The organism is Halomonas cerina, assembly GCF_014192215.1.
Lineage (GTDB): Bacteria > Pseudomonadota > Gammaproteobacteria > Pseudomonadales > Halomonadaceae > Halomonas > Halomonas cerina.
Genome location: NZ_JACHXP010000021.1, coordinates 1 through 21322, shown reverse-complemented (window position 1 = coordinate 21322; position 21322 = coordinate 1). Strand labels below are relative to the sequence as shown.

Below are 21322 nucleotides of genomic sequence, written 5' to 3'. Positions count from 1 at the left end.
CCACATGGCGACCAAGACCTACTCCTACCTGGGCAAGGGCATGATCTACCTGCGCAACCGCACCCAGGGCGGTGGCCTGCTGCCGGTGGGCAACTGTAGTGCCCTGCAGCTCTCCGCCGAAACCGAAACCATCACCCAGCCCGACTACACCAGTCCCGGCGGGGGCAACGCCAACGAGATCCAGCGCGTGGGCGACGTCGGCATGAACATGACCATGCTCGAGCTGCGCCCCAGCAACCTGGCCATGGCCTTGCGCGGCAACGCCACCGAGGTTACCGGTACCAGCGTGACCGAAGAGGCGCATACCGCCTACCCTGGCGCCCTGGTACCGTTCGACCAGATCCCCGATCTTAACGAGACGGTGACCGTGACCATCGACCCGGGCGGCACCGCCACCACGGCTGTCGAGGGTACCCACTATGAGCGCACTCGTGCCGGCATCGTGATGCTGGAGCATCAGGACATCGAGAGCACCGGCACCGCGATCGCCGTGGACTACACCAGCCTGACCGCCGATGTGGTGGAGGCCATGACCAACTCCGGCGACGAGTTCGAGCTGGTGTTCGATGGCCTCAACGAAGCCGAGAGTGGTCGCGCCGTGGTGGTCACCGCGCACCGCGTCAAGTGGTCGCCTACCTCCGGGCTCGACTTCATCGGCGACGAGTTCGGTGAATTGCCCCTGGAGGGCTCGGTACTCTCCGACGCCGGCATCACCGGCGCCGGCCTGTCGCGATTCTTCAAGGTGGCTATGGCGCAGTAAGCCCCCGCCGCTACACCCTGTAAGGCCGGGACGCCCCGGCCTGTTATCCCCAACATCGGAGCTTGTGCGCCATGACTGACACCAACGAAGCACCCAAGACCAAGGATGTGAGCGTCACCCTCAAGAGACCCCATCGCCACCGCGGCGACCTCTACGCCAAGGGAGATAGCATTCGCTGCCGGCCGGACACCGCCGAACGGCTGAAAGAGAAGGGCATCGCCTGAGCCGAGGAGCCCGCACAGCGGGGCAACGGGTCGTAACAATTTGTAGACTAGTTACCTTGATTCTTAACAGGGTCATCCCTATCCTTCCGCTACACGCAGCGTGAAACCCGAGAACGACACGACTGCGACTCACGGAGGGTGATATGACTACCGCACGGGACATTGCTAACTATCTGTTAGTAAAGGCTTCTCAGGCTGAAGGTGAGGCGGCCAACATGTCCAACCTCAAGCTGCAGAAGCTGCTTTATTACGTGCAGGGGTTCCACACGGTGCTCCTTGAGCGGCCGGCGTTCGATGACCGCATGGAAGCCTGGCTGCATGGGCCTGTGCTTCCGTCGATCTACCGGGAGTTCCGCCAATACGGCAATGGGCAGATTCCGGCACCGCCCTCTGAAGTGGTCGACCAGATCGACGAAGACACCGCCGAGCTAATCGATGAGGTATTCAACGTCTACTCTAAGCACTCGGCGTGGCACTTGCGCAACTTGACCCACGAAGAGGATCCGTGGATCGACAACTACGACGACTCGGGTTCACAGGAGATCACCACGGACGACCTGGCAGCGTTCTTCCCCAGATTGCTTGCTTGAGTGAGGCGGCATGGGTAAAGGGAAAAGAGGCCGCATCAAGGATCGCGGTAAAGCCAAAAATGATCTGGCAGAGCGTCCTGCGGAGAGACGGTCTACCAATCGAGACACCCCTTGGTTCTGCTTTCACAAACTGCAACGGGGGCGTTGCATTCAGGACTGTGACCAGGAGCAGCAGGCGGCAGTAGCTGAAACACTGCGTAGGTTGAGCCAGCTCACGTGGGGTGAGATTAACCAAGCCCCCCGGCATGGGCTTGGATGCGAGAGAATTGATCGTGATTCCATACAGGTGGCGATACCGCCGTACATCACCGAGGAAGTCCAATTGCTATCGTTTCGCTGTCATGGACTTGCGCCGATGATTGGCTACCGACTTGACCGGGTATTTCATCTCGTTTGGATAGATAAAAATTTTGACGTGTACAATCACGGTTCATGAACCCCGCCCAGGCGGGGTTTTTCATACCCGGCTGGCGGGTCCGGGTAAGATAAGGTTTATCGGCCAGGCGACTCGCGTCACTCCAACTCGGAGCCTTCAACCCCGCCCGGCATGATCGTCAGTGAAGAGGCCTACGAGCGGGTCGCGCCAGATGAAGACGCCACCGCCGAATTCCGGCGCCGCATGCAACAACGCGACCCATAGCGGTCCCTAATACGATCTCTGAGCCCCGCCACCGAGCGGGGCTTTTCTTTGCCTGGAGGTAGGCCATGAGCCTGAAGGATCGCGCCGTTGAGCTGGTGCTGCGCGCCCGCAACCTACTGAGCCGAGATACCGATCAGGCCGCCGAGAGCGTGCGCGACCTGGGCGAGGGAGCGGAGCACCTGCGCGATCAGCTGCGCGGCCTGGAAGACCAGAAACAGCTGGTGCAGCAGTTCCAGCAGAGCACCAAGGCCACCGAGCGTGCCCGCCAGCAGTGGGAGCGTGCCGAGCAGCAGGTGGCCCGACTCTCCCAGGAGATAGAAGAGAGCGGCGAGGCCAGCGACTACCAGCGGCAACGCTTGGCACAGGCCCAGCGCGTGGCCGGCCAGGCTGAGGCCAGCTACCAGCAGCAGGCGGAGAGCGTGACTCGTCTCTCCGAAGATCTGCGCGCCGCCGGCATCAGCACCGAGAACCTCAGCGACGAGCAGATCCGCATTGCTCGCGAAACCACCCAGGCACGCCGCGCCCTGGCGGATTACAACGAAACTGTGGCTGATGGCGACGGGCGCCTGCGTGCGTTCGGCAAGCGCCTCGCCGCCGGGGCCGTCAGCTTCGCTAAGTGGGCGGCCGCGGGGGCCGCCGCCGGGGCCGCGCTTTCGGTGGGGCTGATCACCCGCTACACCGCCTCCCAGGCGCAGCTTGCCACCCAGCTCGACAACACCAGCGAGGCTCTGGGCGTGAACGCCCAGCGGTTGCAGGCCTACCAGTACGCCTTCCAGCGGGTCGGCATCAATGCCGACAAGACCGGCAGCATCCTCAAGGACGTGGCCGACAAGATCGGCGACTATGCCGCCACCGGCGGCGGTGAAGCCGCCGAGCTGTTCGAGAACCTCAACATCAGCATCGAGGAGCTGCAGCGCCTGGCCCCCGATCAGCAGCTGCTGGCCATCGGCGAGGCCTTGTCGCAGGTGCAGTCCCGCGGCGAGCAAGTCTTCTTCCTGGAGGCCCTGGCCGACGATGCCAGCCTGCTGCTGCCGCTGCTCGAGAACAACGCCGCCGGCCTGCGCGAACTCGCCGACGAGGCCAACAACGTCGGCGCCATCTACAGCCCGGAAGATCTCGAGCGGCTGCGCGAGACCAACCATGCGGTGGAGCGCCTGCAGGGGCGCTTCCAGGGGCTGCGTAACCGCCTGCTGGGCGAGCTGGCCCCGGCAGTGACCGAGGTGGCCGATCAGTTCGACGAGCTGCTCGAGGACAATCCCGGCCTGGTCGATGACCTGGCCACGGCCTTCGGCGGCCTGCTGCGCCAGACCGGCGACTGGATGCAGTACATCGTCACCAACCGCGAGAAGGTCGGTGGTGCCCTGCAGTCGCTGATCGACACGGCACAGTTCCTCGGCAACACCTTCACGGCGGTGTTCCGCGGTATCCAGATGGTGATCGCCGGCGTTCTGGCGGGGGCGGCCCAAGCCTATTCCCATGTCCGCAACCTGATGGAGAGCACTGCCGGCCTGCTCAATAAGCTGGGTATCGTCAGTGACGAGACCCTGGCCAGGATGCGTGCCCACTCGGAGGCCGCCCAGCAGGCGGTGCGCGACCTCGAGACCCAGACCGTCGAGTACGGGCGCCAGGCGCTGCAGGCGGGCAGGGATGCCGTCACCGCCTTCGATAACAGCGGCGCGGCTGCCAAGCGCGCGGCGGCAGCAGCGAGCGAGGCCGCCGAACAGAACGAGAAGATCAGCGCTTGGGCGGTAGCCGGTGCCCTGAGCGTTGCCCGGGCGGCCGAGGAAAATGCCCAGCGACAGACCCAGCTCCGAGACGAGATCCGCGCGACCGAGCTGGAGATCGCCAAGTATCAGCAGCGCCTGAACGACGACCCGTCGGGGGAATACGCCCGTAAGGTCCAGGAGCTGGAGGGGAAGCTAGGCGACCTCAAGTTGGAGCTGGCCAGCGTCACCCGCGAGGCCGGTGCCAACAGCCGCGCCATGGAGGCGGCTGCCGATGCCATCGGGCTCACGCTGGAGGAGCTGCGCACCGGCGTCAGCGACGCGGCCCGGGAGGCCATCGAGGGCTTCGATACCCTGGCACGCTCGGGGAAGCTCACCGGCGAGCAGCTGCAGGACGCCTTCCAGGCCACCTGGGAGAACCTGGATAGCCCGGAGGCGCGCGAGGCCTTCCTCGACAATATCCGCGAGATGGTCGAGGACGGCGTGGAGGGCGCCGGCAAGTGGCTGGCCGCCTGGCAGGAGGCGTTCCAGGGGCTGGAGGACGGCAGCACCGGGGCCGCCGATGCCCTGAAAAAGGTCAGCGACGCCGCGAAAGAGGCGGCAGAAAGCCAGGAGGAGAATGCCGAGTCCGGACGGAGCGTGCGTCTCAGCCTGGGCCAGATCCAGAGGGCCGCCGCCGGTGCGGCCGGCGGCGTTCGTGCCGCCTGGAAAGCCGTGGCACAGCAGGCCCGAGAGGCGGCGGCCGAAGAAGGTCGCGCCGCCGACAGCAGCCGAGATCACGCTGAGGCCGTGGACGAGCAGACCCGCGCCATGGAGGAGGCGGAGCGAGCCAGCCAACGCCTCAACGATTCCCTGGAATCCAGCATCGCCAGCATGCGCGAGCAGCTCGCCCAGCTCGAGGGTGATCAGGCGCGGGTGCAGGAGCTGCAGTACGACCGGCAGAAGCTCGAGCTTCAGCAGCAGCTGAACGAGGCCCGCGAGGTCGGCGATGCCGAGGCCCAGCGCAGTGCCCGCGAGGCACTGCGCTTGGCCGACCAGATCCACCAGAAGCGCCTGGACAACATCCGCCAGGAAGCCAGGGAGCGCGAACGTCAGGCAGAGGACGAGGCGCGTTCCCAACCACAACCGAGCGGTGCCGCTCGATCGGCAATGCCCCGGCAAGGCCCGCAGGTCGCCCAGCCCACGCGGCGCATCGAGGTGCTGGTCCGCGCCGAGACCGGCAATGCCCGAGTCTACGTCGATGACGACCGCAATGCCGAGGCCCTGATCACCGCCCTGGGCCGCGACGCCCGCCGCACATAGCAGGAACGCCCATGATCACCCTGACCCATGCCGGCGGCGTCATCACGCTGCCGGAGGATCTCGCCTGGCCGGATGAATTCGACTGGTCGCCGGTGGTGGCCAGCGAGCAGCGCACCCTGACCGGGGCGCTGATCGTCCAGAACAGCCGCCGGCAGAGTGGCCGGCCGATCACCCTGGAAAGCGCCGGGGCCAGCTGGTTTCCCCGGGCCAGCGTGGAGGCCCTGCAGGCGATCCAGCAGGCCGACGCCACCACCGTGGCCGCCGGCGATCCCGTCGCTCCGATGACGCTGGACCTGCACGGCCGCGCCTTCTCGGTGACCTGGCGCCGAGCGGGCGGCGGCAAGCCCCTCGAGGCGGTGCCGGTCTATCGCCTGGCCAACCCGGACGGCACCCACCCCTACCTGATCACCCTGCGGCTGATGGAGATCTAGCCCTATGCCGATCCTTCAAGGCGACATCAAGCTCCTGAAAAGCGAGCGCATGACCGACAACGCCGACGGCGGCGGTCGCATCACCGGCAACGAGATCCAGGACGGCCTCTCCAACGAGATCTTCAACGATGTCAGCGACCTCGACCGGGTGTACGGCCGCACCTCGCTGCGCAAGGTCTTCGGCGCCGTGGAGACCGACGACACCGACTACTACTTCGGCAGCCATGTGATCGTCGACCAGGCCCCGGACGACGACAATGTCGCCGTGCTGCTGTTCTCCACTGGTAGCGCCACCGACGAGCGGGCCAGCGCCCGCAACCGCATCGAGGGCTATGTGGTGGCCGGGCCGCTGACGCGCATGCGCCTGTATGGCGACCAGCTCGAGGGGCAACGCTCGCTGCTCGCCTACCAGCGGGTCGGTGAGACCCCACCCGACATCGGCGACGTGCTGTTGCTGGATACCGCCACCGGCGGCGATGCCGGCGACCAGCAGTTCGTGCGGGTGACCGGCGTGGAGACCCAGGACCAGGTATTCACCGACGGCCTGGGGGACTTCACGCGCCAGGTGCTGACCATCGAGATCAGCACGGCGCTGAGCACGCGCTTCCATGGTCACGAGCCGGTGCGCTCCAGCGCCACCCAGCCGGATACCCTGCTGCGCCAGACCCAGGTGGCCGATGCCTCGCAGTACTACGGCGTGAGCAAGCTGGCCCTCGCCGCCGGCCTGGGCGACAACCAGGTGCAGGTGGCCAGCGTCTACCAGCCCATCGTGCCCAGCACCCAGACCGAGAGCCCGGTGACCGACGTGCAGATCGGCGGCAACGTCGCGGTGGAGGTCGAGAGCGGCGGCATCACCCACGAGATCCCGCAGGTCGCCGAAACGTTGCAGATCGCCGTGGCCGTCAACAACCGTGGGTATTCGTACACGCGCAGCCTGCAGCCGCTGCCGGCCCCGGGCACCGTGGTGGTCGAGTACCTGGCGCTGGGCAAGTGGTACACCCTGCGCGATGAGGACGGTACCGGTGAGCTCAAGGGCGCCGGTACCGGTCAGGTCAACTTCGCCACCGGCAGCGTTTCGATCACCATGCAGGCGCTGCCCGACGTCGACTCATCCATCCTGATCTATTGGGGCACCCCGGTGCACTACGTCGACCGCGCCGGCTACGAGGTGCCCTTCGCCACGCCGTCGCTGCGCTTCACGCTCAACCAGGGCGGCGTGGTGCCGGGCAGCGTAACCGCCACCTGGCTGTCCGGCGGGGTAGAGGTCACCGCCACCGACGATGGCCAGGGCAATCTCACCGGCAGCGCGACCGGCCGCATGGTCTACGGCTTCCAGGATGCCACCAACGGCGACCGCGTCGGCGAGGTGTGGCTCGAGTTCGCCGATGGTGCCTGGCCGGATGCCAACTCGAACGTGGTGGTGGACTACGAATACGGCGCAAGCGACACCGCGACCTACAATCCGGCGAAGGACGGCAGCGGCTTCGTCCAGCTGCAGCTGCCCAACGCGCCGATCCAGCCGGGGTCGGTCAGCCTGGAATGGGTGGTCGAACACCGCGATGCCGAGGCCAGCGGCGGTACCATCACCGAGACCGCCTTCGAGGGCCTGCGAGCCGGGCGCATCAGCTGGCAGGAATACGGCGAGGCCGGCGGCTCGGCCAAGGACGTGGTCAGCCACTTCGACTCACGCTACGAGGAGAGCTCCAGGCTCACCTACATCGCCCGAGACGACGGTCAGGGCAACCTGCCGGGCTTCCAGGGCACCGTCGACTACGAGACAGGGCTGGTCACCACCCGGGTCGAGCTCGAGGGCAAGCTGCAGCGCTGGGATCGCAACGACGCCGACGGCGACGCCACCTGGAAGGAAGTCGAGGTCGGCGAGACCTTCGCCGATGGCTCGGCGGTCATCGCCCGCTGGCAGCCCCAGGTCATCGCCAGCACCATCGATAGCGTCTCGCTGAGCCCCAGCCCACTGGCCGTCGACCTGCTGCCGCTGCTGCAGGACCTGATCGTGCCCGGCACGCTGCGCTTCACCTTCCGTGGCGCCACCTATGAGGACCGCGACGGCAGCCTCTACCGGGATGTGGACCCGCAGACCGGCGCCGGCCTCTACAGCGGCACCATCGACTACACCGATGCCAGCGTGGTGCTCGAGGACTGGGGCGAGGGCGGCAGCAACCAGGTGGGCATCGCCAGCCTGGTCACCGTCTATGGCGAGTGGAACGTCAACGAGGTGTTCTTCCGCACCCCGGGCTCGCCCATCAAGGTCGGCGAGCTGACCCTGCTGGCCACCGCCGCGGATGGCGAGCTGCTCAGCGCCCAGGCGGACTTCGCCGGCGCCCTGGTCGGCGACTACATCGAGGGCACCGTCGACTATTCGACCGGTGTAGCCGACGCCCGCTTCGGCGAGCTGGTGGCGGACAGCAGCCTGACCACCGAGGAGAAGAACCAACCTTGGTACGACCCGGCCGACGTCGACGGCGACGGCAACATCTGGAAGCCGCGCGCGGTGCTGCCCAGCACCTGCCGCTTCAACACCGTGGTGCTCACCTCGCTGCCGCTGGACGCCGAGCTGCTGGGCCTCGACCCCGTGCGCCTGCCCCCGGACGGCCGGGTGCCCATCTACCGCCCGGCCAACGTCGCCGTGGTGCACCACACCGCCAAGACCGCCTGGCCGCTGGGTACCAACGCCGGTGACTCGCTGGACGTGGGCCGCACCCGCCTGGCCCTGCTCCATGTGGAAGATGCCGATGGCACCCGCCCGCCGGACGCCGACTACGCCGCCGACCTGGACGCCGGCACCGTGACAATCGACGCCGCGGCCGACCTTTCCGGTTATGTGGAGCCGCTCTACGCGGTGCACCGCGTCGAAGACCTGGTGCTGATCAGCGACGTGCAGATCGGCGGCACCCTGACCCTGGTGGGGCAGCTTTCCCACGACTACCCCGCGGACGAGACCCTGGTCAGCTCCGCGCTGATCGGCGGCGACCTCCAGGCCCGCGTGGCCAACTTGTTCGATCAGACCACCTGGACGAACGAGTGGAGCGACGACCTGATCGGCGACGAGACCACCGCCCAATTCAATGCCACCACCTACCCGATCACGGTCACCAACCGGGGCACCATCACCGAGCGCTGGGCGATGATCTTCACCAGCAGTACGACCTTCCGCGTGGTAGGCGAGAGCGTCGGCGAGATTGGCACCGGAGACATCAACACTGAACTGGCAATCCATAACCCCAATACCGGCGTGCCCTACTTCACCGTGCCGCTGCTGGGCTGGGGCACCGGCTGGGCGGCCGGCAACGTGCTGCGCTTCAACACCATCGGCGCCAACACCCCCATCTGGATGGCCCGCACCGTGATGCAGGGCGAGGCTCAAGGCAACAATTTCGAGTTCAGAATTCAAGTTCGCGGCAATGTGAATGCCGACTAAGGAGAGAACGACATGGCGGATTTTCCGGTTAAGTGGTACAGCCATGACATGGAGGGTGCCCCCGTCCTCATGTCCCTGGAGCTTGGTACCGTTAAGGCGTTACTACAGACGATTCTGGTGACCGGCTTTAACCAGAAGACGGTAGACACCCTGACCTACGACGCCGAGAGCGGCGAGGCGACTGCAGAAGTGTCAGCGGGGCACGGCTACTCCCCCTACCAGATTGTCGAAATAGCGGGTGCTGATCAGTCCGATTACAACGGGCAGTGGCGGGTAGTCAGCACAACGCCCATCTTGGTTAGATTCAAGATAGACACCGTCCCAGAGAGTAACGCGACCGGCCCTGTGACCATCAAGACGCCCGGCGCCGGGTGGACCATGCCTTTCGAGTCTGGTGATGGCCTTCGGGCGGTGTTTAAGCCAGACAATGATGCTGGATCGCAATGCTACTTCTATGTCGATAACACCGACCCGGCAACCGCTGACTTCATGGACGGTCATGACTATGACTCCTACCGAGGTGCCGTGCTCGTCCGGGGCTGCGAGAGCGTGGTGGACATTGATACCCGTGGGCACGAATTCGGCGATGGGCTCATTACCAAGGAGGTGGCCGATACCACTAATGACACAGATGAACGGCGTGGCTACAGGGTGGTGGCTGACCACAGGGCCGTCTACATCAACTTTCACGACAGTTATCACCCGGATGCGTCGGACAGCCAGTCGGCGATACTCGCCTTTGGTGACCTTGTCAGCGTCAGGAGCAGCCACCGGGATGCCTTCATCATCCTGAACAGCCCAGAGGATACAGACCCGCCCCCTTCCTTCTTCGGAGACTTCAACCAGTCCTCCTTTAAGCGTATTTCGTCAGGATTGATGGCGTCGGAGAGGGACGTGCCAATGATATTCCGGGCCTTGGTCTCTAACACCAAGGAGGTGGCTTTTAGGCCAGACCCCTACAACCCTGTGGTGGAGGTGTCCGACAAGGTGACTGCCGTGGCCTATGACTCATCGACGGGCCAGTGGGTAAAAGCGGGATACGTGCCGGGGCTTGCCTATTCCCTAAGCGGCCCCAGCATGGAGGACCGCGTTTTTTTGGAGCTTGACGACACCTTGTATTTGGCATTGCGGCACAACTCGGGGGAACAGCCTAAGTACAAGTCCACTGCGGCGGGGGAATACGAAAGGCCCTACCTTTCCCTTTTCAACCTTGATTCCTGGCGGTAAGGGGGCGAATTATGGCACTGACATACCCACCGACATCCGGCTATAAGTACCACCAAGACAAAGGTTGGGGCTCTGACGGGGAGTATAATCGCCTGACCATCTCACCTGCCCCACCAGAGAAAGACGGGCTCATACAGCCGTTTTCCATGGACTTCTATCTGTACATTCATTCTTTGCCACTAAATGCTACCGTTCTCTCGACCATTGCGCCCGGTAGCTCATGGACAGAACCAGGGTTTATTTTTTATGTGAGGTCGGGCACAACAACCGAGGGGTTCCACGTAGGCATAGACAACCAGTACGACAGGGCAGGGGACCCCGAGATTGGGGTTTGGATGCACATAGAAATAACCTTCGACGGGTCGTCTCTAAAACTCTACAAGGACGCCGTGGAAACCGCGTCTACTTCAGTCTCCACGCCAACCGCGGGGGAGGGGCTTATTTCAACAACAGGCGGGATAAGTAATGTTGCCGATGTTGAGATAAACAACTTACGAATGTGGGACCACGCTAGAACATCGGCCCAGGTGGCCGACGACATGGTGACCGACTACGGAGCCGGGAAGGCAGGATTGCTTGCGGGATTTTCTCTGGATTCTTCCGACTATGCCGTGACGGCTGAATACGGCGAGGGGTCCGCACTTTTGGAGCACAACCCTAAGCCTGCACCCACATTCAACTACTTGCCCAGCAACTGGATGCAGAGGCCGCTCGTGCCTTCCACAAGGTTGGTATACGAAGACCTGACCCCGGAGGAACCCACCTACCTTGGTCAAATCAGCGGCACCGTGACCGTCAAGGGTGACCCGTCCGCCCAGCGGGTGCTGGCCTTCGTGCGCTCGACCGGCAAGAAGGTGGCCGAAACCACCAGCGCCAGCGACGGCACCTACACCCTGACAGGGCTCGATCCCGATGCCGCCCACTACGTCGTGGCGCTGGACAAGAACCTGGAATACAACGGCGTGATCGCCGACAACATCGTGCCGGAGGTGCCGGCATGATGGACATGGCCCTGGCGATCAAGAACGCCCGCCTGCAGGCGATCGCCGATGGCGTCGATGCTGCCGGGCAGGGGGCGACCTTCACGCTCTACACTGGCCCCCGGCCGGCGAGCGCCAACGAGGCGGCCACCGGGACCGAGCTGGTGGCGCTGCCGGTCCCGCTGCCGTTCGCCGATACCATCGAGAATGGCGTCCTGACCGGGAACCCCATGGTCGAAGCGATGGCCACCGGCGATGGTCAGGCCGGCTGGGGGCGCCTGCGCGACGCCGCTGGCGTGGCCGTGATGGACCTGGACGCGGGCGAAGAGGGCAGCAGCAAACCGGCCACCCTGCCCGCTACGCAGATTTATGCCGGCATGCTGATCGAGGGCGTCTCCGTCGTATTGGCCGAGCCATAAGGAGGCCCCGTGGCCCGAGACCTTCCCCTGTGGCAGCCGCTGGAAGATTATGACGCCCAGGCGGTAACCCTGGACTTCACGAGCGAGAGCGTGGAGCCCTATGTGCCGCCCTACACCGCCCCGGCTGCTGGCAGCGTCGACCTGGATTTCTGGGGCGACTACAGCCCCGGCGAGTCGCTCGACACCCGCCTGGCCTTCGAGGCCACCACCTACCGCTACCAGCCCCCGGGCGCCCAGGCGGTGGACCTGGATTTCAGCGGCCTCTACACCGCCCCGGCGGCCGGGAGCGTGGTGCTGGCATTCGGCGGGGAGGGGGCCGACCAGGACGACACGGTACCGTTGTCGATCGGCGCCACCCTGCCGGGCCTGCTGGCCCAGGTGGCCCTCGAGGCCCGCAACACCGTCAAGGTGCAGGCGACCCTGCCCCAGCTGGTGCCGGCGGTCCAGTTGGCCGGCGATATCAACGTCTACCGCGACCCCATGGCCCAGGCCGGCGACCGCGTCGAGCAGGGCCGCCTGCTGCACCCCACGACCGGCAGCCGCTACGGGGAGAGCGCGCGTCAACGCCGCCAGGTGCCCGGCCGGTACCAACCGGGCGACCGTCGCCAGGCCTCCACCCGCCAGCCTAGCCGGCCGCTTGCCGACAGCCAGGCCATGCGACGCCTGGTGGCCGAGCAGGCCAAGCCCCGGGGGCGGCACCTGACTGGCGACAACCAGGCGCTGCCGTTGCAGGGGCACCGCCACCGGTCCGTGGCCGAGCAGGCAATGGCCGCCAGCGCGCGGCGCGGCGTGCTCAACCACTACCTGTCGGCGCGGCGCCGTCAGTTCGGCATGCCCTACCAGCAGGCCGCCGCGATTCTGGCTCGCCACTGGGGGGAGGCCTGGCAGGCAGCCCAGTGGCAGCCCGTGGCCTGGCGCGGCCCCTATGAGCAGGCGACCCGGCCTGGGCCGGGGATCACCCCGCCACCCGAGCCACCCGAGCCCCCGGCCGAGCCCGATTGGCCGCCTCCGCTCCCCGAGTTCTACCGTGGGACGCCGGACCTCGATTTCTGCCGGGCATTGCCTGTGGCCTCGGATCTGGATCTGGGCAGCGATCCCTGTGCCGAGCCGCCGGATGACGGCGACGTCCCCATCCAGAGGACCTATCTCGTGAGCAACTCCGCTTCCCTGACGCTGGTGGCCACCGGCCAGGCCCTCGACGCCAGCGCGATCTCCGTGGCCATCGACGCCGATTCCTGGGCGTGGGAGCTGCGCGCCACCCTGGTCGGCGAGACCAGCATCGCCGCCGTGCGCGATGCGGCACAGCCCTGCGAGCTCGAGGCCACCCTCAACGGCCACACCTGGCGGGTGGTGCTCGACAGCTGGGGGCGTGGCCGCCAGTTCGGCAGCATGGCGACCATCACGCTTGGCGCTCGCAGCCTGGCCGCCTACCTGGGCGCGCCCCATGCGGCCCCGCGCAGCTACGTGGAGACCAATGATCGCACCGCCCAGCAGCTCGCCGAGCAGGAGCTGCCCCTGGGCTGGACGCTGGACTGGCAGATCGACGACTGGCTGGTCGACGCCGGCGCCTGGCACTACACCAACCGCACGCCGATCGAGGCGATCACCGCCATCGCTGCAGCCGCCGGCGGGGTGGTGCAGGCCCACCCCAGCGAGCCGACGCTGATCGTGGCGCCGCGGTACCAGGCCCCGCACTGGGCCTGGAGTAGCGAGACGCCGGACGTGACCCTGCCGCTGGACGTGCTGACGCGCCTGGGCAGCGACTACCGGCCCGCCGAGACACTCAATGGCGTATACGTCTCCGGCGAGACCACCGGCGTGCTGGCCCTGGTCAAGCGCACCGGTACCGCCGCCGATCGTCTCGGCGAGATGGTCGTCGACCCGCTGGTGACCCGCCAGGCCGCTGCCCGCGGGCGGGGGATCGCCGTGCTCTCCGCCAGCGGCGACCAGTCCCGGGAGTCCCTGCAGCTGCCCGTGTCCGCTGACATCGCCGGCCTGCTCGCCACCGGCCAGCTGGTCCGCGTCGATCCCGCCGGCGACGACTGGCGAGGCCTGGTGCGCGCCGTCAGCATCGATGCCGGGCTGGATGGCGATGGGGCCCTGACCATCAACCAGACCGCCGAGGTCGAGCGTCACCTCGAGGAGACCGCCTGATGCGCAATCTCTACCGCCAGTTCCTGGAGCTGATCCCCCATGACCCGCTGCAGGTGGGCGAGGTCACCAGCCACAACGCCGACGGCACCAGCACCCTGCAGCTCCCCGGCGGCGGAACGCTCCGCGCCAGGGGGCAGGGTGTGGCTGTGGGGCTGAAGGCATTCGTGCAGGCCGGGGAGGTGAAGGGCGAAGCCCCGGCGTTGACAGATGTGACGGTGGAGGTGTGAGCTCTACCTGTTTTCAGAATCAGGATATTCTAAGCCGCGACGAAGGAATTCAATTTCTTCGTAGTGATGAATTATTAAAGTGGCAGGGTTTGATGATTCTTGACTGTAGTGTCTTAAAGCAGAGCCGATTACTAGTGTTTCTTTGTCAAGCCTTCTTTGTAGGTTGAAGATTGTTTCTTTGGTCCTTTCTGTTTCATCCCTTCTTGCTCTGTAAATTGCTTTCTCAACCTCGTCGTCTCCTATGTAAAATTTTTCATCCCCGTTCTTCGATACGCTCATCTTCAAGGTTTCTTTCTGAAGGGAGTTGTATTTCGCTTTGTTTGATGCGTATTGGTGCGCCCTCTTTGAGAATCCCGATCGTTTTATGTATACATCAATGAGTTGCCATATTGTATAATCTCTGCCAGCTAGGAATGCTGGCTTTAGAAAAGCTGCTATGGCAAAAGTGAAGGCTGCGAAAATTGTCAATGTAATAGGGTTGTCGATAAAAACGCCCATAAAGACCCTCCTTGGTTTTGACTTCAGTTTAACGGTGGTTTGAGTAAGAACGCCTCAAGGACGGGGCTGGTGGTGACTTTTGACGGAATGGCTAATTGAGGCCACAGGTTGATTGGTGCTCTGAGGCTCATCACAGATCACAAGAATATGGGGATGTAAGAACCAAAAGATGCAACCAGCGTACCAAGGCCTGTTAGAAATATACCTTGGAATTCGCTTGTTAGCTCGTTTTCTAGCTTCCGCTTCTTTCTGTTCTGAGCCTCCTCTTTGATTTTTTCAGCTTCCCCATTCTTTACTGGGGTGCCAGTCATTCCTGTTGTCTGACCTACTTCCTTCTCGAAGTTCAAGTACTTCTCGATTGTTGAGAAACGAACCGTCTTGAGTAATCCAAGTATTGTAACTACTCCACCAAAAGAGGCGAATAATGACATATTCTCTAGCTGCTGACCCCAGTAGAAAGATAAAAGCAGTGAAAGTAATGAGAAAATATAGGTAAAGCCCGAGTTTATAAATGCGTTAAGTGCTCGAGAGACTATTAGCTTTGTGTTGCTGAGTTCCATCTATTGAGACCTTCATCCTTGGTTTTAAGTTGACGCTTAACCGCCCCCTCTGGCCCTGGCCCTTCACCAGTCGCCACACACTTTACTGCACGTCTTCGCAGAAAACGAGGAGGTAGGCGGCGATCCGCGGCGAAGGCAGAGCTACCCCTTGAGCTTCAGCGGCTTGCGCCACTAGAGGATGCAGTAGCTGTTGGGCATTTCAGGCTAGAGTAATGAGACGACCTTGCATATGTAGTCTTTCTCGCGAACTTCAATGATTTCAAGCGATAGGTCTTGCGGCTTTGCCTGCTCCCCATCACTCAGATCGACCATGCGATGGAAATCGCGCTTTTCGCCAACAGCTAGTCTTTCCTTGAAAGCGCTGTGCGGCATTGCCGTAATGCTGTCAATTTCATAAGCCATTCCAGATCTCCTGATGAACCATGCTTGCAACAGCATAGACCATGGCTGTTGAGGCTGTGCGCGGCCTACTATCGGGGATAGATCCATTATATCGGCATACGCCTCGCCAGATGGCCGGGGTGAGCTGTCACATCTCTGGCCAAGCGCCACACGCCTTCCACGACGTCTTGGCCGCGCTCGAGCAGATAGATGGGGCTGCCGGGTTGCCAGTACCCGGCATGCTCATCGAGCATGTTCAGCCGGACACGCCCACTGATCAGCCGGCCCTGCCAGATGACGTGGTATTCGATCACTCGATTTCGCGGGGGTGGGCCCCGACGCAGCGATCGCCAGCCCCTCCGCTCAAGGCGCTTCCTCCAAGTGGTGATGCAGTACCGGGTAGCGTCGTCCATGCGGCCAGCCCGTCATGCCTCGGTGGGTACCCAGCTGACCAGCCAGCCCTCGTCGGTGCGGGTCACATCCACATTCTCGTTCTCGTTGATCTCGTCGATGATGCAGTCCCAGGCGTCGAGGTTGTCGCCGTCGTCGGGCTTCAGGTGGACTTGGCGCTTCTGTCGACGGTTCGCTGCCGCGATCTCGATCTGGATGCGGTGAGCGAGCAAGTCGTAGCTGGAGACGTCGGGCATGGTGGGCCTTTCTGTTGCTGGTTGCATGTACAGTATCAGAAGGCAAGCCCCAAGGCGCAAGAGTGCCTGCTGAGCGGGCTCAGGCTGCGTACAAAAGCGCGTAACTAGTTGATTTTTAAGTGTCGTCTAGGCGGGTGATGCGTACAAAAGGGGGCTGTAAGATGCTGTTTTGTAAGTGTAAATTCTTATATCTTGTAATCAGTAGGTCGCGGGTTCGACTCCTGCTGCCGGCACCATCGAAACCTTCGGGAATACAGCGAGTTGCAGAGTTTAGAGGCCGCCCATCGAGGCGGTTTTTGCATTTCCCCTCAAGGCCGGCCAGAAGGCGGTTTCGCCTCTCGGCCGACTAGTCGCGGGCTTGAAATCCTGACGCCTCATCACCACATGACCCTTCGCGGCCCCTGCGAGGGCCGTCACGGCTTTCCGCCGTCGGCACGAGATCGACTCTGAGAACTGATCACAGCTACAGGAGGTGATTGGATGTCAGTGCAGACATCGAGCAACCGACCGCTGGAACAAGCGAACTTGCATACCGTCATCGATTCCCCCGATCCCGAGAGCCGGGTGCGCAGCGCGCCGCGTCGGGGGCAGGACCCCTATCCCACCCGGCTGTCGACGCCCTTGGACATGCCTTGGCTCAACCGCCGCGAGGAGGTGGTCAAAGGCGATGCCGCCGACGGGCCTCTCGGCCAGGCGCAACTCGATGCGTTCGAGCGCCAGGGCTTCCTCTTCGAGCCCAACTTCATCACGGGCGACGAGCTCGACGAGCTGCGTCGGGAACTGAAGGCCCTGCTGGAAAACGAGGATTTCCGCGGCCGCGACTTCAGCATCAGCGAGCCACAGGGCAACGAGATCCGCTCGCTGTTTGCGGTGCACTGCCTCTCCAAGCGGCTCTCGCGGCTCGCCCATGACGAGCGTCTGAGGGGCCGGGCCCGGCAGATCCTCGGCGATGAGCCCTATATCCATCAGTCACGCATCAACTACAAGCCGGGGCTCGAGGGCAAGGGCTTCAACTGGCACTCGGACTTCGAGACCTGGCATGCCGAGGATGGCATGCCGGCGATGCATGCGGTGAGCGCCTCGATCGTGCTTACCGACAACCACGCCTTCAACGGGCCGCTGATGCTGATCCCCGGCTCCCACCGAGTCTTCGTGCCCTGCCTGGGGGAGACACCGGAGGACAACCACAAGCGGTCGCTCAAGGCCCAAGAGCTCGGCGTGCCGAGCCGTGAGGCGCTGAGCGCGCTGGTCAAGCGCCATGGCATCGAGGCCCCCACCGGGGTCGCCGGCGGTCTGCTGCTGTTCGACTGCAACGTGCTGCACGGCTCCAATGCCAACATGTCACCGGACCCACGCAGCAATGTGTTCTTCGTCTACAATCGCCGCGACAACCGCTGCGTGGCGCCTTTTGCCGCGAACCAGCGGCGCCCGCGCTTTCTGGCTCACGAGCCCGACGAGGTCTGGACCCCCGAGGGCTGAAGGCCGCGTCACGCACGGCCTGACAGGGCCATCACGCGACAGGACCCCGCCGGGATGGCCGGCGAGGCCCTGTCGTCTCTGTAACGCTCCGGGTCACTCCAAATAGGTATAGCCCTCCAGGCCGTCCGAAAGGTCGTCGAGGAAAGCTTGCTGCTCGTTCCGGCCGAGGCCGCTGCGGGACAGCTGCTCGGCGAGGTGATCGCGCAGGGCGGCGACGTCGAAGTTGACATAGCCCAGCACGTCGGCCACCCGGTCGCCCAGCTGGACCTGGGTGATCGACCAGTCGCCGTCGCCATTCAGGGCGGCGTCCGCCGAATCGGTATCCCCAAACAGGTTGTGCAGGTCGCCGAGGATCTCCTGGTAGGCGCCTACCAGAAAGAAGCCCAGCAGCTTCTCCTCGCCCTCGCGCCACTCCGGCAACGGCAGGGTGGTCTCGACGCCCTGGCCGTCCACGTAGCCGTCGATGCGTCCGTCCGAGTCGCAGGTGATGTCCTGGATCACGCCGCGCCGCTCGGGGCCCCGATCGAGGCCGGTCAAGGGCAGCACCGGGAAGATCTGCTGGATCCCCCAGACGTCGGGCACCGACTGGAACAACGAGAAGTTGACGAACAGCTTATCGGCGAGCTTCTCGGCCAGCTCGTCATCGATCTCGCGATGGGCGCGGTTGCGGGTGTCGAGCAGGCCGCGAAGGCGGGCACAGGCCGCGAAGTAGACACTCTCGCCCTCAGCGCGGGCATCGATGTCGGTCATGCCGATGACGAAGCGCTCGTGCAGCTCGCCCATGGCATGCACCAGATCGTGCCAGGCCTCCACCAGGCCGCGGGGCTCGGCCCGCTCGTGCAGCAGGTCATGGACCCGCCACAGCTCATCGACCTGGGGCTCGTCCTCCACCCGGCGCTGCGGCGAGGCGTGGCTGACCCGCTCTTCGCCGATGACGTTGGAGATCAGCACCGCATGGTGGGCGGTCAGCGCCCGGCCCGACTCGCTGATGATGTGCGGCTGGGGCAGCTCCTGCTCCTGGCAGGCCTGGGCGAAGGCCGAGACCACGTTGCGGGCGTACTCGAGCATCGAGTAATTGGCGGAGCAGAAGCTGCGCGAGCGGGTGCCCTCGTAGTCGATGCCCAGGCCGCCGCCGACATCCACGGTGTCCACCGGGGCGCCCAGTGATACCAGGCTCTGGTAGAAGCGGGCGCACTCGCGCAAGCCCCGCTGGATGTCGCGGATGTTGGCAATCTGCGAGCCCAGGTGGAAGTGCACCAACTGCAGGCTGTCCAGTGCCTCGGCGGCGCGCAGGCGTTCGATCACGGCCAGTATCTGGCTGGCAGTGAGGCCGAACTTGGACTTCTCGCCACCGGTGTTCTGCCAGCGGCCGCGGCCTACCGTGGAGAGTCGGGCGCGCAGGCCGATGCGAGGCGTAACGCCGAGGCGACCGGCCTCCTCGAGGATCAGCGGCAGCTCGGAGAGCTTCTCCACCACCAGGTAGACACGGTGACCGATCTTCTCGCCCATCAGCGCCAGGCGGATGTACTCGCGGTCCTTGTAGCCGTTGCAGACGATCAGCGATGAGCCATCGGCCGAGAGCGCCAGCACGGCGAGCAGCTCCGGCTTGCTGCCGGCCTCGAGGCCCACCCGGCCGCGGCCGCGCTCCTGGGTACCGAGGATCTCCTCGACCACCCGGCGCTGCTGGTTGACCTTGATCGGGTAGACGGCGCTGTAGCCTCCGGTGAACGCCTCTTCCTGCATGGCGGTATCGAAGGCGGCGCACAGTTGCTCGACCCGATCGTGGAGGATATCGGTGAAGCGCACCAGCACCGGCAGGCGCAGGCCGGCCTCGCGTAGCTTGTCCACCAGCGGCTGCAGGGGCAAAGAGGGGCCGTCGTCGTCGCTGCCCAGCGGACGGACCAGAGCCTGGCCGCTGTCGTCGACGTCGAAGTAGCCGCTGCCCCACTGATCGATGTTCCAGGTGCGACGGGCACGCTGGGCCGGCCCGGCCTTGTTGCTCTTGGACAGGCTCATGCTTCTCCCTCGGGTAGCGGCAGGGCGCCATGCTTAAGGCGCGCCAGCAGGATGGTACGGAACTGGTCGGGGTCATGGGGGGTGAGGTCGTGGGCCGGGGGATCCACGTAGACCACCAGCAGCCGTGACAACCAGTAGCGCAGGGCGGTCAGGCGCAGCATCATCGGCCAGGCATCGCGTTCGGCGTCGGTGAGCGGGCGTTGCGCCTGGTAGGCGGTGAGGATGGCGTCGTGGCGGTCCGCGACCAGGCGGCCGTCGGGTCCGGTAGCCCAGTCGTTGATGACGATGGCCAGGTCGAACAGCAGATCCCCCGTGCAACCGTTGTAGAAGTCGATCAGTCCGCCCAGGCGGTCGCCAACGAAGAGGGTGTTGTCGCGGAACAGGTCGCCGTGCAGCGCTCCCTGGGGCAGGTCCGGGGCGTCGCCGAAGACGTCCTGGTAGATCTCCACCTCGTCTTCCATCAGTGCCTGGTCCTGGGGCGACAGGTAGCCCAGCACCTTGTGGTACATGGCCAGCAGCCAGTGCAGATCGCGGGGGTTGGGACGGTGGCCGGGAAAGTGCCGTGACACCCGGTGCATACGGCCCAGGGTATCGCCTAGTTCGCGGCACTGGGCGAGGTTCGGGTCCTTCGGGTGCCGGCCGGGCAGCTTCGGGAAGAGCAGTGCCGGCTTGCCGGCCAAGCTATGCAGGGCGATGCCGTCGCGGTCATGCAGCGGGCCCGGCACCGGCAGGCGGTGCTCGTCCAGGTAGTCGAGCAGTTCGACGAAGAACGGCAGCTCCTCGTGCTCGCCCTGCTCGAAGAGGGTCAGCACCAGCTGGCGGCGATCGGTGGTGACGAAGAAGGTGCTGTTCTCGGTGCCGGCCGGCACCCCTTCCAGGGAGACCAGCGTGCCGGCATCGAAGCCGCGCAGGAACTCCGCTACCTGAGAATCATCAAGCGGTGTGAATACGGCCATGTGTCTCTCGCCCGGGAATGCCAAGCCGCCTATTGTAGCGACTTGAGGCGCCGATGCACGAGCCTCGGCCCTCGGGCCGGGTCCCTGGTGAGATCGCCGGTGCGCTTGCGGCTCAGAAGCGCTTGAGCACCCACTCGGGCACGGCGATCCGCTCGCTCTGGTGACGGGTGAAGTCGCCGTCGCCGTCATGGTCGACCAGGTAGTAGGAGGGACCGACGGCGGGCTGGATCTCGATGGCATAGAGTTCACCGTTGACCCGGTACTCGCGGATGGTTCGGTCGTCCTCCTGGCGGATGGTGATGTCCGGTGTGACATCGGCGGAGGACTGGGCCGACACCGGGCCGATAACGCCCATGCCCCCGGCGAGCAGCACGGCGACAAGCAGGAGACGGTAGCGGTTCATGGAGACCTCCGAGCCTGGCTGAGTATGACCTTGTCCCCAGTGTATGCCGTCGGTGGCGTCAGGCCTACCACTCGCGGCAAATGCCGTCGGCAATGCGTATCATGGTAAGCGCTCCAGCAACCCCATCTTCTTGAGCTGATCGGCGTCGGCCAGACTGGTGCCTCCCATCATGAAGGAGGGCACCATGACTGAGCTGACCTCGACACAGGCCTACTGGCTGGGCCATCTTTTCCATGCCTCGTCTCGGCAGCTGCCGCTGAGTGAATAC

19 protein-coding genes and 1 pseudogene are annotated in these 21322 nt (G+C 64.6%); 13 read left to right on the top strand and 7 right to left on the bottom strand.

Going from position 1 to position 21322, the window contains the following annotated elements; all coding sequences use genetic code 11:
- Window positions 1–4: 4 nt before the first annotated feature.
- The 12 genes and pseudogenes from FHR94_RS16470 (at window position 5) to FHR94_RS16420 (ending at window position 14114) form a co-directional block, all read left to right on the top strand.
- Complete coding sequence (locus tag FHR94_RS16470; RefSeq protein WP_183327304.1) at window positions 5–760, top strand: phage tail tube protein; 756 nt, start codon at window positions 5–7, stop codon at window positions 758–760.
- 71 nt (window positions 761–831) lie between these two features.
- Window positions 832–984, top strand: a complete 153-nt coding sequence (locus FHR94_RS16465; RefSeq protein ID WP_183327302.1) for a DUF7210 family protein — start codon at window positions 832–834, stop codon at window positions 982–984.
- A 215-nt stretch (window positions 985–1199) separates the two neighbouring features.
- Window positions 1200–1574 (top strand): Panacea domain-containing protein, encoded by a 375-nt coding sequence (locus FHR94_RS16460; protein WP_221188513.1) that lies wholly within the window; start codon window positions 1200–1202, stop codon window positions 1572–1574.
- Between the two features lie 705 nt (window positions 1575–2279).
- On the top strand, window positions 2280–5240 hold the full coding sequence (locus FHR94_RS16455; protein WP_183327297.1) for a coiled-coil domain-containing protein: 2961 nt from the start codon (window positions 2280–2282) through the stop codon (window positions 5238–5240).
- A gap of 11 nt (window positions 5241–5251) precedes the next feature.
- Window positions 5252–5671: a hypothetical protein gene (locus FHR94_RS16450; protein WP_183327295.1), complete on the top strand. Its 420-nt coding sequence runs from the start codon at window positions 5252–5254 to the stop codon at window positions 5669–5671.
- Between the two features lie 4 nt (window positions 5672–5675).
- Window positions 5676–9107 (top strand): hypothetical protein, encoded by a 3432-nt coding sequence (locus tag FHR94_RS16445; RefSeq protein WP_183327293.1) that lies wholly within the window; start codon window positions 5676–5678, stop codon window positions 9105–9107.
- 12 nt (window positions 9108–9119) lie between these two features.
- Entirely contained in the window at window positions 9120–10334 is a 1215-nt protein-coding gene (locus FHR94_RS16440) for a hypothetical protein (protein WP_183327291.1), read from the top strand.
- An 11-nt stretch (window positions 10335–10345) separates the two neighbouring features.
- Window positions 10346–10855: pseudogene (locus tag FHR94_RS20095) on the top strand (LamG-like jellyroll fold domain-containing protein); the annotation flags it as partial.
- Between the two features lie 18 nt (window positions 10856–10873).
- On the top strand, window positions 10874–11335 hold the full coding sequence (locus FHR94_RS19720; protein ID WP_246390020.1) for a hypothetical protein: 462 nt from the start codon (window positions 10874–10876) through the stop codon (window positions 11333–11335).
- Window positions 11332–11733 carry a hypothetical protein gene (locus tag FHR94_RS16430; protein ID WP_183327287.1) on the top strand — a complete coding sequence of 134 codons (402 nt, stop codon included), beginning with the start codon at window positions 11332–11334 and terminating at the stop codon, window positions 11731–11733. Before FHR94_RS19720 ends, FHR94_RS16430 begins: the two co-directional genes overlap by 4 nt.
- Before the next feature lie 9 nt (window positions 11734–11742).
- Window positions 11743–13887: a hypothetical protein gene (locus tag FHR94_RS16425; RefSeq protein WP_183327285.1), complete on the top strand. Its 2145-nt coding sequence runs from the start codon at window positions 11743–11745 to the stop codon at window positions 13885–13887.
- Window positions 13887–14114, top strand: a complete 228-nt coding sequence (locus tag FHR94_RS16420; RefSeq protein WP_183327282.1) for a hypothetical protein — start codon at window positions 13887–13889, stop codon at window positions 14112–14114. Before FHR94_RS16425 ends, FHR94_RS16420 begins: the two co-directional genes overlap by 1 nt.
- A gap of 3 nt (window positions 14115–14117) precedes the next feature.
- On the opposite strand, the gene FHR94_RS16415 is transcribed toward FHR94_RS16420, so the two are convergent.
- From FHR94_RS16415 to FHR94_RS16400, 4 genes are all read right to left on the bottom strand, one after another.
- Complete coding sequence (locus tag FHR94_RS16415) at window positions 14118–14612, bottom strand: hypothetical protein (protein WP_183327280.1); 495 nt, start codon at window positions 14610–14612, stop codon at window positions 14118–14120.
- A 137-nt stretch (window positions 14613–14749) separates the two neighbouring features.
- Window positions 14750–15172 (bottom strand): hypothetical protein, encoded by a 423-nt coding sequence (locus FHR94_RS16410; protein WP_183327279.1) that lies wholly within the window; start codon window positions 15170–15172, stop codon window positions 14750–14752.
- A 204-nt stretch (window positions 15173–15376) separates the two neighbouring features.
- Window positions 15377–15574, bottom strand: a complete 198-nt coding sequence (locus FHR94_RS16405; protein WP_183327277.1) for a hypothetical protein — start codon at window positions 15572–15574, stop codon at window positions 15377–15379.
- 404 nt (window positions 15575–15978) lie between these two features.
- Window positions 15979–16200 carry a DUF1654 domain-containing protein gene (locus tag FHR94_RS16400; protein WP_183327274.1) on the bottom strand — a complete coding sequence of 74 codons (222 nt, stop codon included), beginning with the start codon at window positions 16198–16200 and terminating at the stop codon, window positions 15979–15981.
- 480 nt (window positions 16201–16680) lie between these two features.
- Here FHR94_RS16400 and thpD point away from each other — a divergent pair, with 480 nt between their 5' ends.
- Window positions 16681–17679 (top strand): ectoine hydroxylase, encoded by a 999-nt coding sequence (thpD, locus tag FHR94_RS16395; protein WP_183327272.1) that lies wholly within the window; start codon window positions 16681–16683, stop codon window positions 17677–17679.
- Window positions 17680–17772: 93 nt separating this feature from the next.
- Here the strand turns inward: thpD and speA are convergent, their stop codons facing one another.
- The 3 genes from speA to FHR94_RS16380 form a co-directional block, all read right to left on the bottom strand.
- Entirely contained in the window at window positions 17773–19695 is a 1923-nt protein-coding gene (speA, locus tag FHR94_RS16390; protein WP_183327270.1) for a biosynthetic arginine decarboxylase, read from the bottom strand.
- Entirely contained in the window at window positions 19692–20651 is a 960-nt protein-coding gene (locus FHR94_RS16385; RefSeq protein ID WP_183327268.1) for a homoserine kinase, read from the bottom strand. The genes speA and FHR94_RS16385 overlap by 4 nt, the downstream gene beginning before the upstream one ends.
- Before the next feature lie 112 nt (window positions 20652–20763).
- A complete protein-coding gene (locus FHR94_RS16380) occupies window positions 20764–21054 on the bottom strand; it encodes a DUF2782 domain-containing protein (RefSeq protein ID WP_183327266.1) in 291 nt (96 codons plus the stop codon).
- Between the last annotated feature and the right edge of the window lie 268 nt (window positions 21055–21322).